This window comes from Carboxylicivirga sp. (assembly GCF_982718395.1).
The window spans coordinates 16,842-31,667 of the sequence record NZ_CEXQWX010000063.1 but is presented as its reverse complement, the minus strand read 5'-3'; the positions used below and the strand labels follow the sequence as shown (position 1 = coordinate 31,667).

Sequence of the window (14,826 nt, the reverse complement as noted above, 5' to 3'; positions counted from 1 at the left end):
GCCAACAAAGCTACTTTCCGCGAAACATTCAGATTAAACTTTGTACCACTGTAATTTTTCAGGCTTATCTGCTTTTTAAAAACAGCTTCAGAAGATGAAGATGTAACAACATCAAAAGCATCTGTATCAATGGCAGAAGGCACATACCAATTGTCAAAATCGAATGGTTTATTTTCTGCGAAATATATTGAATATTGTCCGCCCTCTGGTCCTAACCAAAAGCGTTCCTCGCCACCAAACGGATTAAAATGTTCCACCTTTTTCTTTGATTCGATCAGATCATAGTTAATCCAGCCAAAACTAAAGCCTTTTTCGCCTTCACAAGTTGAAGTCATGACTCTTCCCTGATATTCAGGAACTAAAAGAACGGATGCATTACCATCTTTCAATTCAATAAGCTTGACGTGTTTTTCCATAAATGCCTTGTCGTAGGCATATGTCCCCTTGGTGTTCATTGTTTCTTCGTTTTTCTTTTCTTTTTTAGAGGTACTTAGTTGACACCCGCCAATTACAATCACTCCAAATACCAGAATCAGTTTAAATGCTTTCATTATTTCAGTTTTAATATACTTCACTCAATGCATGGTTTAACAACTACAGCCGGGTATTATTCCAACTTTCATTATACTTCCATTCATCAATTTCTTAAATAAAACGAAAGCAAAATACTAAAAAAATCGATGCAAAAACGTTTTAGCTTTATTTAATTATTTACTCAGACACTTATCTAATCATATATAATTTACACTGAATGCGGGTGCTTTGAAGGATTGCTCATCATCGGTATTAACACATACCACCACATCACACCCGTATTTAAATGTGTAATCCCATTTACACATCGCTACGACTTATAACTCATATCAGTATATAAGAAAAATACATGTGGCAATATTGTATACTAAAAAGGCTGCCCAACTTTTGACAGCCTTATAATCCCAACTATATAATTATTACTAATTAGAACAGTTTCCGACAATTAAATCGTCCTTAGTTGGGTTGTAGGCGTTATTAGATGTATGATAGCCATAAAGCCCCTCAACCATATTCTTGTTTAAACCACAAAAATCTGACAGGTTCTCATTAGCTGATATTGTTAACCAACTTGAAGTAGTTAAGTTTGCTAAATCATCCAGGTTGCTAATATTGGTGTTTGCAATTGTAAATGTTCCGGTAACTGAAGTAAGGTTACTTAATCCAGTTAAAGAATTTAACATTTTATTAGCCGCATCATTACCTCCAATAGTCATTGAGCCGTTAACGTTTACTAAGTTTGTTAAGCCTGATAAATCAGTTATCGCTGGTGATCCGTCAATTGTAAATCCTCCAACTTCAGTTAAAGCTGAAAGTCCAGCTAATGATTCCAATTCAGCATTCTTAATAAGGCTGATGCTTCCTTCCATAGTTGTAAGCTGTGATAAGGCATCAATATTTTTCAACATAGCATTTTCGTACAAACTAATATTCTTACAAACTGTCACATTTTCAAGGCCATCTAGTGAAGTCAATAACTCATTTTGACTCAAAGACAATCCATCTGGTAAAGCAGTTACTTTGGTAAAAACGTTTAAAGATGAAATTTGCGTTCTTGAAATTGAAATGTGTTTTACTTCTTCAAGCGAAGCCAATGCTGAAATATCAGCTAATTTATCCCCACCTAAACTAAGCCCTTCTCCAATTGCAGTTAAATTATTCAAGCCATTTAGCGATGCCAATTCATCACAGTAACCTGTTGTAAATCCACCACCAATCTCACGCAAGTTTTCAAGTCCTGCCAAATCGGTTATTTTATATAGATCGTACAAGTATATCGAACCAGCAACGTATGTTAGTTTGTTCAATGAAGAAAGATCAGCCGGTGCATCATCACCCATACCGTATCCATCAAAATCTATATCACCGGCAACAGCTCCGTAACTTCCACTAACGAATAAATCAATATCATCAAGTGTTAAATCTCCTTTCCATGTTGGAGGTGCCAGAATTGCCAACTCTTTGATTTCAGCTTCCAGTTCATCCAAAACAGCCTGTGCATCAAGGTAACAAGCTGCATTTATATGCTCAACTAATACAGTATATTCATCTAACAACGCATTATATCGATCCATTAAACCCAGAGATTCAACATCGTCTTTATTAATGTCATCTAATATACTCTTAACTTCATCAGCACGATTTTTATATAAATCCATTTCAGCCATATCCAATTTACCCGAATACCCATCTAAAGTATTTTGTAAAGTCAGAGCATCCTGAAGATTACTGGTTAATACCTTTTCTTCCAATGTTGCTAATTCAGTTCTTAAGGAAGTAACAGTTTCCAAACCATTGGTAAGATCTATTGCTTTATCAAGAACATCTGCTTCAAGCGTATTTACTTTTTCTCCAAATGCTGTTATTTCTTTAAGTAAACTAGAGTCATCAAACGATTCATCATCGTCAGAACAACTAAATACAGCCACTGATAAGGCAATTGACAGAAAATAAAATAATAAATTCCTTTTCATTTTTATTCATTTATTAAGTTAACAATAATTACTCGTTGAGTAATGTTTTAATCATTTCTTCTAATTCTTCTCCATGAAGCTTTTCAGCTCTTAAAACTCCTTTTTTATCAATCAGATAAACATGGGGTACGGCAGAAACCATGTATTTTTTGGCTACCGGACATTGATTGCCGCCCAATGATGATCCATTAATCCAGTTCATCCCGTCCTCTTTAACAGCTTTTTCCCATTCGGCAGCATTAGTATCAATAGAGATACTAATAACCTCAAGCCCTTGTTTTTTATGTTTTTGGTAAATTGTTTTCAAATGCGGAGTAAGTGCCCGACATGGTTTACACCAACTGGCCCAAAAATCTAATAACACCACTTTACCTTTGAATTGTCTGAGTTCAATATCTTCACCTCCCAGAGATGGAACCTTGAAATTTGGTGCTGCCTGACCGAACTTTAAGTGAGCAGATGCACTTAACTTATCGTTTATCAACTTATAATAAAATCCCTTTTTTATCTCTTTTGATGTATTTTCCAAAACATACTCTACATCACTAACATCCATCTGTGTGGAATAAGTATACATTGTTCTAAAAGCAAACTCATTTCTGGGATTTTGACGAGCCATTTCTGTTACATAGGCGATCATCTCATCATTTACTTGTTTTCTTTCAGAATCGTATTGCTTTTTAGCTATTTGTCTTTGCGTTTCAGTTTTGCAATTTTCAAGCTTTGCTTTATATGCTTTTCTAGCAGTCCCTCCCTTTTTATAATTGTCTATAACAACTTTTTCGAAATTACGCTCTAAATTATAGCTGTGCATGCGCAACTCTTCTCGTTTTAGGTAGGCTTCCAAATCAATATCTGACTCGTACAGTCCTGTAGCTACTTTCAATTCATGAGCCGGAATTAAATAATCATCAATAAATATAGCATAATATTTTTTATCTCCACTATTATTCAACTTAAACACATAATCGCCAATTCCATTATTATTAGTTATTGAATCAAGACGGGTAACTTTACCTCCGTTTAATTCAGCAAGGTATAGTTTGCTAATTTTGCCATTAACAACCTTACCTTTAAAAGTTAAATTCCCGGTATTACAACCAAACAAAATAATTGCAATACTCAAAAAGAAAATATTTCTCATTGTTATATTTTTAGATATTTTTTAAAGCTTCTTCCCAGGTTTTACTACTAAGGGGATTAAATTCCAGAATATTGTTATCCGGGTCGACAATTAACATAGAAGGATAAGTCATACAATCATAGGTAGCCCATAGTCCCAAATGTGCATCACCATCCGGTAAATAAACTGGATATGGTAATGGGTCACATTGTAAATAAGTTATCCATTTATTACGCTCACCGTTTACAACCGCTTTAAATTCAATATTATCTTTCTTATATTGCTCATAGATTGAAGTAAACCGAGCCAATGGAAGGTAATGTGACATTTCCCTTAAGCCAAAAAAGATAACCTTGTATTTTTTTGATTGTCCTAAAAGCGGCCATTCTTTACCTTTCAAATCATACACAGGTTGTTCAGGAGCCAGTGAACCTACAGTTATGTTGCTTCTGGCATTTAACCATTTTTTAACTCTTTTATAGCTATTATAATCGTGTATCTCCGGCTTAAAACTTTTGAAAATATCTTCAGCCTGTCGTTGTCGCAAGTTTCTCATTAAACGAATGTGGAAGATGTCGACAGCCACTATATTATCATTATTTTTTTTGACCCATTCAATCAAGTTTTTATTCGCCCTGTCTGCAATTTCATAGTGCCTGTTCATTGCTTCCTGCCTAACCGCCTGCTTTTCTTCATCAGTGGTTGCTTTAGCATCATTTGTCCTGAACCAAACGTCTATCTCATTCAGTTTTTTCTCGACTTCCCTGTCGTTATTATGATGCTCCTGGTACAGGTTTTGCTCTACAGATGTGGTCTGAATTTCAGAATCATCCCGAAATAAATCAATTTGATAGTAGGTATTATCCAAATAGAAATCTGCCAACACTTCAGCTCTAGCTAGATTAGGATTGACCGGAACAGTGCTTATCATCATCCTTTTTACCGACTTTGTATTGCCTGTAAAAGTGAATTTACCATCAATGATTTTGGTTCTGCAGGTAATAATCGAATTCTCGTTATCAAACTCAAAAAGCTCTATTTCACCTGACTCTAAGCCTTCAATATCTGAACTTACGGTACCTTCAATGACAAATCCTGGCTTATTATTACATGATATTAACAGTAAACCAAACAGGAAGGCAGTTAATAATTTTTTCATTCTTACTTCTGTTTATAGATTATTGATTCAATTTTATATTCATCCAGTTCATTTTCCTTTGACAATGGATTTCCCTCCCATTTTACTATTCCATCAGGATCAACTAGTAATGCATAAGGGATACCATTTAACTCCAATTCTTTCTTAAGCCTGCCTTGCGTATCAGTAGCTACATAATATTGGAGTTTGGGGTATTTCATTTCAAGAACCTTCTCCTTTTGCTCATCCGTCAACCCAATAATAATCAGGTCATCACCATACAATTCATGAAAATCATTCAGGTGGGAAATTGCTGTGCGACAAGGCAAACACCAAGTTGCCCAAAAGTCAACTAAAATCCACTTACCATTAAGATTTGGTTGCTCACCAATCCACTCTTCAATATTTAATTGCGGTACTGGCTTATTCAATATAGATTTGGCTTGAGCCTTTTTTTGAGCATTCAGACTAAATGCCAAACAAACTGTTAACGTTAAAAATAAAAACCTCTTCATTGATTATCTGTTTTTTAATCCCATACTAACTATTTCACCAGCAACCAGTTCGCTTATCAATTCCAACTTATCTCCTTTAAATACTCTGAAACGAGAGTTGTTACCGGCTTGAGTGGCTACAGCCATCAGGTCGTCTTCTTTGGTTATTGCCAATACCTTTGACTCGAAAGTTTTCCAGTTTTCTGTAAATGTATTGTTAGCACTATTATAGAGATGAACCTGGTTGGAATCATAGAAATAGATATCACCTGATACATTATCAAAGCTAATACTGGTATTTTCATTTATAACGCTTGAAGGTATATCAACTTCTTTCTGTAAAGTAATTTTACTATCCAGTGCTGTAAATATCTGAAGTTGATAATTATCTGTATCATCTTTTAAAATTGAAAAAACAGGTATTCTCCCATCAGCTGTTCCAAACTGTTTGTTCATCATCCAAATGCAATCTTTGTTAAGATTGCCCGGATCAAATGCAAGGCTATTGTTATCAATCGTAGGCACCACGGCATTAATAATGCCGGTTCTAATAATAAACGTCACATAACGCCTATATTTATGATCAAACCCCAGAACCTGTTTTGTGCCAATGCTTGCTACCTGGTGATCCAGTTCATAATCACCTTCTGCTGGTCTGTCAAACATATAATCTGAACTTATATTCACAGAATTTACATATGGAACGACATACAGTTTTTTATTGGCAACCAGTGTCCGGTATCTAAACCCACCCTCAGAGTTATTAAATCCCATATATGGTATGCTAACCGGTTCCTCTAAAGGCTCTACAAACATCTTAGAAGAGCTATTTCTTAAAGTTATACCCTCTGTATTTATTAAACTAAAGGCAGAGGCACTTCTGACTATCCAGCTCTCATCCTTATCGAAATATCTCACTTCTTCTCCGTCAGGAGCCAAAGATTCACCATTTATCTCCGTATACAATTTTAGGAAATAGGTATAGTTGAAAAGAGAGTTTTGCTCGAAAAAATTAAAGTATGTTTTAGTTCCTTCGGTGGTTAACACAGCCCACCCCAATTGGTATGGCAAAAGAACATCTACATAAATCTGATTTAACCAGCGAACATTGCTTTTATCGTGTTTAATCTCAAAATACAGTCGCCCACCATCAAAATCGGCCAATACTTTTAAATTGCGCTCCAGTGATATGGTATCGCGCCCTTCCCATCTTTCGAAATACCACACATATGAAAACTCATCAATTGGAATATCGGTTTCAATTCGTGGAATAAACTGAAGAGTTTCACCTTGCTTGACATTAACAATGCTTTCTCTTTCCGGCATATTCTGTACTGTAACAGTACCTAAATAATTATAATCGTAGTTACCCTCATCTTTGATGCAGCTACTTAAAATTATTAAGCCCGATAATATGAATAGCAGGCTATTTCTCATCTGCCTATATTTTATTTGTTCTTGCATAATTCTTTTTAAATTGTATCAATAACCCTATTCCCGTTTTCATCGATATAATCATTACCATCTTCATCTCCCTTCTCAACAAAACGGATAAATTCACTGATAGACCTTGAACGCTGATCATTCTGATAGACAGGTTGAAATTGTCCATTTACTTCAACATATTTGATGTATGGTGACCTGTCCCAGGGATCACTACCATCCAATACATCATGGAACTTCATCCAAAGAAGACATTTGACTCTTGTATATACACCTATACCCAGGTCAGCATCAGGATTAGGCCACCAATACGGTTCCTGGAAGTCATTATCAAAAACAACCTTTATCTTGTGTTGAGGACCAGCTTTTAATTCTTCATTGTCAAGAAGCTGTAACGAAAGTTCATATGGATTTTCAATCATATCAGTTGTTTTGAACAACCTGATTTCCAAAGAATCTTTTACATTACCAGCTTTGAAAAAATTCTCATTAATTATTTCAAAGTGTTCTCCTTCAACTGCATTGCTTAAAGAATCAATCACGACAAAACTGATTTTCCTGTCGGTGTCTTTGGGAGTGCCAGCAATTTTAACCGGAATCTTTAATGTTTTGGTCTCAACCGCATCATCGAACTCCAATACGAAGGAATAGTAATATTCCAAATACCCATTTTCATCAATCAAAGCACCCTCTTTGTCGTCAATATCAAAATAGAGGTAATCCATGTCACCAAACACCTTTATTTCATCTTCGGTGCATCCAACTGCTATTATTATAAGTGCGATATATAATACTATACGTTTCATTATCTGTTAGTTTATGCGTGAACCATTACCAAATTCAATTTCGGCCTCGGGATATGGAAAGATGTAGTTACCTGGTGCAATTGAAACTTCCGTATTAAATGCATCCATAGTGGGTATCATACTCTTGTTTAAGCGCTTGTACAACCAAAACACCTGACCTTCCAGGTAGGTTTCTTTCCTGAATTCTTTCACAATTTCATTCATCAGCTCTTCGGCTGTAATAGTGTTCTCTAGCTTCACAACCTTACGCTTAGCACGTATATCGTTTACAATCTCTAGAGATTGATCGAAATCACTTTGAATACCGTTTTCCGCAACAATCAAAAACATTTCAGTAATCCGTATCATTGGCAACCTTTCAAATGTCTCCGCGTCAATTGGATAACCGTACTTACTACTGATTGCTTTTGAACCATTTTTATCATTTGCGAAAGTATACTGGTATCTTAGGTCATTGGCTCCGACCTGACCCGTGTACGCCTCAAAAATGTCCCTCGCAAATTCAGTTTTTCCACCGGTTGTAGTATATCTTGCCTCAGAGAAGTTAGACTGATATATGTCTTGCGTCAGGTTATGAACATTCAGCATAAACACACATTCTTTATTAAAGGTCACATTATGATCGTAGCCCTGGTTCAGGTCACTTTCTTCTGTCCATCCCCATCCGTATTCATCAATTACTTTTTGGGCATAAAGGCTGGCCTGCTCCTTGTTATTTATATACTGGTAAATCCTGGCTTTTAAACCAAGTATTGCATAATAGTTAAACCTATACCTCCTTTTATCCAATGCGATATCATCTACAATATTCTCAATCGATTGCCCTGTTAAGGTTTCATTTTCCATGATTAGCGACTCTGCTTCGTCCAAATCAATGAATATCTGTTCAATCACCTCACTGGCAGTGAGATGTGGAAATATATTTTTTCTATAGGTGTTAATGTAAGGTATGGCTTTTTGCTCTTCATTACCCACGTAATTTCTTGAAAAGGCCCGTAATAAATCAAAATGTAAAAAAGCCCTCATTGCCATTGACTCACTTTTAATCCTCAAATAATCATCAGGCTCAAAAAGAGATTGTTTATCCTCAAGATTATCCAATAAGAAATTGAGATTCATAATGGTATTGTAAGCATCCAGCCATATTTGATCAATTCTCATTTGCTGGTCACCAATATAATTCCATGTATAAAATGGCTTATCCTCACTACCGTTGTTATAGTGGTTATGAGCACATGATTCAACCAAACCAAAACTTAATTCTTTACCATACAAACCTGTTTGAGACATAGTAATGTACGCACCATTCAGTATTTCAAAAAAACCGTTTGCTGTACTAATCTGGTCTTCTCCATCAATTTCGCCAATAGGTCTAACGTCAAGCCAATCGGAGCAAGATGATAGAACAATGATTATAAAAATGTAAATACTTATATTTCTCATGATTCAATTAAAAATTGGTGGATAATGTGAATGTAAAAGACCTTGCAAAAGGATATTCTATACCGCGCTCCCTCTTTATTGTTGAGAGATATAAGATGTCGTTAAGGTTAAGCCCAACCATCAGATTCCGGACGTGTAGTTTCTTACAGATATGTTCGGCAAATGAATAGTTCACATTAATACCATTAATATAGAACACATTATCATCCTGAATAAAACGACTGCTTGCCTGTGTAACTTCGTTATTAGCATTTGCCTTAAAACTTACCTGATCTCCCGGTTTCTGCCATGTTTCTTCATATACACGGCGGTCAACGTTCATGTATTTATTGCTATTTTCTACCCTATTGAGCAAAGTCTGATTATATGCCTGGGCGCCAAAACGGTAAATAGAATTAATTCCGCAACTAAACCTTTTGTACGAATAGTTAAGAATAATGGCTCCTTCCAAATCGGGCTGACTGTTTCCAACTACAACCATATCTGTTGAACTCCATTCCCATGTAGGATTACCATCTTTATCCAGAAACAACTCCTGTCCTGTTTCAGGATCAATACCCAACGAACGAACTGCATAAATATCAGTCATGGATTGCCCGACTACATACCTCGAAACAAATTTGAAACTGTTCTCTGGGTTTGTAATATCACCCGCACTATCTTCCGCTCTTTCGTTATAACTTTTCAGCCCACCGTTTATTTCAACGATTTTGTTTTTATTATGGGCCCCACTAACGGAGAAGTACACATTATGATCATTTTTACGCAAAATGAAACTCCTGATGTTGAAATCAAATCCACGGTTTTGCATTGTTCCAATATTGGAAGTCATTGTAGTAAAACCAAGTGAGGGTGGTAAATCAAGTGGTGCGATCAAATCAACAGTTTCACGATCATAAATGCTTGTATTGATATCAACCAGATCTTTGAACAAGCTCATTTGTATTCCTATTTCTTTAGCCTTGGTTGTTTGCCAGACTAACGATTCGTTTCCCAATGCTTTTAACGTTACTCCAATCTCATCTAAATAACGTGTATCTGTTAAGTATCTGAACATATCTTTTGCCTGGTAGGGTGAAAAAGAAATAGAACCTGTTTCGCCATAGGTCCCGTTAACCTTTAACCGGCTTATCCAGCCAATACGCTTCATAAACGTCTCGTTATGAATATTGTATCCGACACCAACTGAGAAAAAAGGGGCAAAACGCTTATCTTTTCCATAAGCAGAGCTTCCATCGGCACGAAAAGAAGCATCAAAAAGATAGGTGTTTTTAAATGAATAGTTCATACTTGACAAAAAACCAATCATTCTGCTGGTTTGCTCTTCGCCTCTTGGAAACCCATTGATTTCATACCCTTTCGCATGGGAAGGAAAATACATGTCGTTGCTGAATCCCTGGGCCGTAAACCCTGTAGCTTCATTTGTCTGGGTACTGATATTACTACCTGCACTCAAACTTACCTGATGTTTGTCCATCATTTTCATGTAGTTCAGCATCGCATTACTGTCGAAGCTTTTCAGATTAATATTATCCTTCCTATAAATACCACGATCTTCTAATGGCACATTGCTATTGGCATATGTCAGCGATTCAGGATTTGTAAAGGAAATATTCTCGGTTTTATTATTCGAATAAGAAACGGTTGCATTTATCCTTAAGTCATTGGTTATTTTATAAGTAACATTGAAATTATTAAACACTTTTAAATAGGTGCCTTCACTAAAATTCCCAAGACCAGCTTCATACAAAGGATTGTACCTTGTCGTCTGACCCCATGCCGCATTTCCTGAATCATCTTCAAAAGTTTTAGTCAGATTACCTTGTTTATCGTATAGTGGAAAATATGGCGGTAGCTCAGCATAATTCCTGAAAGCTCCATATGATCCGGTATTATTATGGTTTTCATTAAAGCCAAGAGAATAGCTAAACCTTAGTCTTTCATTCATTTGGTAATGAAGTCCCAGGTTAACATTAAAGTTGTCGCGAAACGATCCTTTCATAACACCAGGTGTACTTGAGTATCCGGTGTTCAGTGAATATCGCATATGCTTATCACCCCCTGACAGGTTTAAACTATGACGCTGTGTTACAACGTTTCTTACTGGTTGAGACATCCAATCTGTATCAACTCCTTCATAGAGCCACCGGTTTATCTGATTGTATTTGGGGGCTAATCCTGCATCTTCCAAGGTATAAAGCCCAAGATTCTTTTGTAAATCAAAAAGTTCTCTGCCCGATAATAGATCATAAGTACTCAGGTCGGCAAACTGAAACATAAGGGCTGTGTTATAACTGGCAGCAAGTTTTCCTACTTCAGGTGCTTTAGTTTTAATAACAAATACTCCGTTGGCAGCTCTTGCTCCGTAGATTGAGGCTGCTACTGCATCTTTCAATATGGTGATGGATTCTACCCTGTTCATATCCATATCAACAATATCTTCCAAAGTCACTTCAAAACCGTCCAAAATAAATGTTGGACGGTTGGGATCTGTTTTTAACAGGTTTTTATCGCTTTCATCAAATATATTGTCACTAAAAGAAGAGGTGCCACGAAACCGGATTTCCGGCAGTTGATTGGGATTGCTACCTAAATCATTATTCTCAATAATCTGAAACGAAGGATCGAGTACATTTAAGCTTTTAAGAATATTGTCAGTACCAATTTTTATTAGATCTTCTCCCTTTACAGTGCTTGTATTTCCGGTGTAAGTTTCTTTTTTTCTGACGAAATAGCCATTGGCAACAATTTCCTCCAATTGAAGTAGATTTTCTTTTAGAATGACATCTCTACTAATCCTTATTATACCTTTTTGGATATTCTCAATCTCTATCATTTCGGTGACCATCCCAATAAACGAGAACGAGATTAAATCACCTTCATTAACGTAAATTTCAAATTTACCGTCAACATCTGTTACAGTTCCCTGACGGTTCTGATTGATAATATTAACTCCCGGTAATGGAAAGCCTTCCTCATCCTTTACTGTACCGGTAAATATTACTTTCTCCTGTGTTTCCTGAATATTGTTATCAGGCTTTACAATTATCTTATTATCAAACAGCTCATAAGTTAGATCAAGCTTCTCTAATATAAGTTCTAAGACATCGTCAACACCCTTTTCTTGGAGATTAAAGCTTAAAGTAATTGCATGATCGATATCTTCTTCGTTGTAAATAAAATGATAATCAGTCTGTTCTTGTATATTCTCAAAAATCTCACGGATAGTACTGTTCTGTGCAACTAATGTGACTAGTTTGCTTGAATCTTTAGCATTAACACCTGAAGCAATAATAGTATTAATACTAAAAAATGAAACGATCACATACAGTACTAATTTTAGAAATTTAATGCCACTTCGTTTTTTCATTATTTATTAATGTTAGTATTGAACTGATAAAATTCGCTTTAGCTTCTTGCCCCTTACTTATCAAGTCCATACTTCCACTAAAAAGGGTGACACAAAAAATACTTTTTTTATATTTTTTTCACATAAAACTGATTTCTAGCTCTTTAAAATTTAAAAAATGTTATCAATTTATATCGATTGCGTAATCAACGAGCCTTATTTGAAAGACCAATCATTTTAAGAGCTCGGTGATTTTTTAGTTCTAAAATGAAGTATCAGGACGATTTACATGGTGCAAAAGCCTGTCTTGACAAGACACTAATGATTAATTTATGGAGATAAATACAGCATTATTAATGGTCAAAACTTCAGCTAACTGACTTAAACTAATGAACTATTAAATAACGTATTAATATTAATGCAATCTACTCCATTTGAGCATTGAAATTAGTCTTATAAATACATGTCGATATTATGCCACCCGTTAAACAGGACGATTAGCAAAATGACTTAAACACATATGTAATACAATTAGTATTACTTGCGGCTAACTAAAGAATCTTTGATAAAAACAGTGTTTTTCTTTTTAATGAAGGAAATATGCTTTGTTTTGGATATTGAATACAGAATGTTCTCCAGTTTATCTTGATTTTGAAAGAACAGAGTAAAATGTTTATCTTCCAGCTCTTTATTTTCAAACTGAAAATCAACATTATAAAGTCTCGAAAGTTGATTACATATCTTTTTTAGAGAGGTATTCTGAAAATGATAACGTCCATTTATCCATGCTGTATATTTCTCGGAATTGACCTTTTTTAAAGTATGCTCATTATTATTTACATCAAGAATAAGTTGCTGATCCGGCAACAGATTAATTGTTTTACCTTTATAATCTAAGGCTACTTTTCCTTCACACAAGGTTGTTGAAACGAAACCTTCATCTTTATAGCAGTTAACATTAAATGAAGTCCCCAGCACATTTATTTTCATTTCTTCGGTTATGACGTGAAATGATTGTCTGCTGTTATTCTTAACGTCAAAAAATGCTTCTCCTTCCAGTATTACTTCTCTCCTGTCACCAGCAAAATGACTTGGGTAAGTTAATTTTGTATCACTATTTATATATACCTCTGTACTGTCGCTTAAGGTGATTTTTACAGTTTTACCCTTGGGTACATAAAGTGAATTAGTTATCACCTCTAACTCAGAAGCTTTATAGTTTAATTCATTCTCTTCCCTGTTAAATGAAATATGTTCAGCGATGGTTTGATTCTTTTCTTCAAGAATATATTGTTCGCCATTAGAAAGACTTAATATTATATTATCCTCTTCTTCAGCACGCTCGCCAAGTCCATTGTCTGAGTTTTGGTTAAACATCATATGCAAAGTTCCAAGAACGATAATAAACATCGCCGCAATACCCGCAACTTTACTCCACAGCTGGATTCGTTTTTTTGATTTCTTTTTAGAAATAAGCTCATCCCATGCTGCATCCATGTTGAGATTATCATTTACAGCAACTATTTTGTGCTTATAATGTAGTTTTAAGTATTCCTGTAAATATTCTCCATGCTTTTCATCTTCATCAATCCACTGATTTAATACCATCAAATCTTTATCATTGATGTTATTAATATCACCTTCATTCAGGATTTTTATTATTGAACCGGGTATATTTTTAACAGACATTGGGGAGTATTTATTTTTTTCTAGAAAGCTAATAATAACAACAAAAGGATAAGGATTCCATATCCAACCTGACAATTATTCTTCAATATTTTTGTTGCTCTTCTCAGCGTCGTTTTTATAGTATTTACTGAAATACCGAAATCTTCAGCCACATTCTGATAAGAATGATTGTAATAATGGACAGCCTTAAAAATAGCTTTAGTTTTAGGTGGAAGTTGGTTAATCTCCGTCTTGATTTTATTTATCTTCTCAAAATATCCGGGATCTTCTACCTCTTCTATCCAATCAAACTCAGTCAGACAATTAAGTTCATCTATCAGGATATTACCTTTATTTTTAATTTTATTTAAACATCTGTTTTTAACACTTCCAAACAAATAGGATTTTAAACACTTTGCATTAACAAGGTTTTCGTTCTCCCAAAATTTTAAAAAGATATTCTGAACTATATCTTCAACTTCTGATTCATCATTTATAAACCTTAAGCCATAGAAAAGAAGTGGCTTATAATAAGTTTCAAAAACCTTCCTTATTCCAAGCTCTTTATTTTGTTTTAGGAGATGTAAAAGTTGTTGATCCGATCCGTTTGTCATCATACAACAGAATTGTGAACAAATTTTCAGGGCATAAATATAGAAATATTAAAACATGATTTGTAACTACTTAAAATTTTTAACACAAGTCTTTTTCAAAATCACGTAGCTAAGTTCAAATAACGTACTGTAAGAACAGGCTTGAATTAGTTTATTACAAAGCTGCAGAAACTCTTTTAAAATATTACAATATACATTTTCGACTATCTTGTTTAAAAACCAATAACTATCCGTTTAAAAA

At 34.9% G+C, this 14,826-nt stretch carries 11 protein-coding genes; all 11 read right to left on the bottom strand.

Translation table 11 applies throughout. The features are described 5' to 3' along the window. On the bottom strand, positions 1–551 hold a 551-nt coding region (locus AC4MRQ_RS13020; protein ID WP_491198116.1), incomplete at its 3' end, for a DUF6786 family protein. A 405-nt stretch (positions 552–956) separates the two neighbouring features. Next, positions 957–2,507 (bottom strand): receptor L domain-containing protein, encoded by a 1,551-nt coding sequence (locus AC4MRQ_RS13015; RefSeq protein ID WP_491198115.1) that lies wholly within the window; start codon positions 2,505–2,507, stop codon positions 957–959. Between the two features lie 28 nt (positions 2,508–2,535). Continuing rightward, complete coding sequence (locus tag AC4MRQ_RS13010) at positions 2,536–3,651, bottom strand: TlpA family protein disulfide reductase (protein WP_491198114.1); 1,116 nt, start codon at positions 3,649–3,651, stop codon at positions 2,536–2,538. Positions 3,652–3,661: 10 nt separating this feature from the next. Next, a complete protein-coding gene (locus AC4MRQ_RS13005) occupies positions 3,662–4,789 on the bottom strand; it encodes a DUF4369 domain-containing protein (RefSeq protein ID WP_491198113.1) in 1,128 nt (375 codons plus the stop codon). Between the two features lie 2 nt (positions 4,790–4,791). Continuing rightward, positions 4,792–5,283, bottom strand: a complete 492-nt coding sequence (locus AC4MRQ_RS13000; protein WP_491198112.1) for a TlpA family protein disulfide reductase — start codon at positions 5,281–5,283, stop codon at positions 4,792–4,794. A 3-nt stretch (positions 5,284–5,286) separates the two neighbouring features. Beyond that, positions 5,287–6,699, bottom strand: coding sequence for a PKD-like family lipoprotein (locus AC4MRQ_RS12995; RefSeq protein ID WP_491198111.1), 1,413 nt, complete (start codon positions 6,697–6,699; stop codon positions 5,287–5,289). A 35-nt stretch (positions 6,700–6,734) separates the two neighbouring features. Continuing rightward, positions 6,735–7,511, bottom strand: a complete 777-nt coding sequence (locus AC4MRQ_RS12990; protein ID WP_491198110.1) for a DUF4843 domain-containing protein — start codon at positions 7,509–7,511, stop codon at positions 6,735–6,737. A 6-nt stretch (positions 7,512–7,517) separates the two neighbouring features. After that, positions 7,518–8,954, bottom strand: a complete 1,437-nt coding sequence (locus AC4MRQ_RS12985; protein ID WP_491198109.1) for a RagB/SusD family nutrient uptake outer membrane protein — start codon at positions 8,952–8,954, stop codon at positions 7,518–7,520. 7 nt (positions 8,955–8,961) lie between these two features. Then, complete coding sequence (locus tag AC4MRQ_RS12980; protein WP_491198108.1) at positions 8,962–12,324, bottom strand: SusC/RagA family TonB-linked outer membrane protein; 3,363 nt, start codon at positions 12,322–12,324, stop codon at positions 8,962–8,964. 516 nt (positions 12,325–12,840) lie between these two features. Continuing rightward, positions 12,841–13,992, bottom strand: a complete 1,152-nt coding sequence (locus AC4MRQ_RS12975; RefSeq protein ID WP_491198107.1) for a FecR family protein — start codon at positions 13,990–13,992, stop codon at positions 12,841–12,843. A 20-nt stretch (positions 13,993–14,012) separates the two neighbouring features. Then, positions 14,013–14,588: a sigma-70 family RNA polymerase sigma factor gene (locus AC4MRQ_RS12970; protein WP_491198106.1), complete on the bottom strand. Its 576-nt coding sequence runs from the start codon at positions 14,586–14,588 to the stop codon at positions 14,013–14,015. Positions 14,589–14,826: the final 238 nt, after the last annotated feature.

Bases quoted from the DNA above. Each gene is read 5' to 3' on its own strand.
- AC4MRQ_RS13015 (WP_491198115.1), bottom strand. From the start codon at position 2,507: ATGAAAAGGAATTTATTATTTTATTTTCTGTCAATTGCCTTATCAGTG.
- AC4MRQ_RS13010 (WP_491198114.1), bottom strand. From the start codon at position 3,651: ATGAGAAATATTTTCTTTTTGAGTATTGCAATTATTTTGTTTGGTTGT.
- AC4MRQ_RS13005 (WP_491198113.1), bottom strand. From the start codon at position 4,789: ATGAAAAAATTATTAACTGCCTTCCTGTTTGGTTTACTGTTAATATCA.
- AC4MRQ_RS13000 (WP_491198112.1), bottom strand. From the start codon at position 5,283: ATGAAGAGGTTTTTATTTTTAACGTTAACAGTTTGTTTGGCATTTAGT.
- AC4MRQ_RS12995 (WP_491198111.1), bottom strand. From the start codon at position 6,699: ATGAGAAATAGCCTGCTATTCATATTATCGGGCTTAATAATTTTAAGT.
- AC4MRQ_RS12990 (WP_491198110.1), bottom strand. From the start codon at position 7,511: ATGAAACGTATAGTATTATATATCGCACTTATAATAATAGCAGTTGGA.
- AC4MRQ_RS12985 (WP_491198109.1), bottom strand. From the start codon at position 8,954: ATGAGAAATATAAGTATTTACATTTTTATAATCATTGTTCTATCATCT.
- AC4MRQ_RS12980 (WP_491198108.1), bottom strand. From the start codon at position 12,324: ATGAAAAAACGAAGTGGCATTAAATTTCTAAAATTAGTACTGTATGTG.
- AC4MRQ_RS12975 (WP_491198107.1), bottom strand. From the start codon at position 13,992: ATGTCTGTTAAAAATATACCCGGTTCAATAATAAAAATCCTGAATGAA.
- AC4MRQ_RS12970 (WP_491198106.1), bottom strand. From the start codon at position 14,588: ATGATGACAAACGGATCGGATCAACAACTTTTACATCTCCTAAAACAA.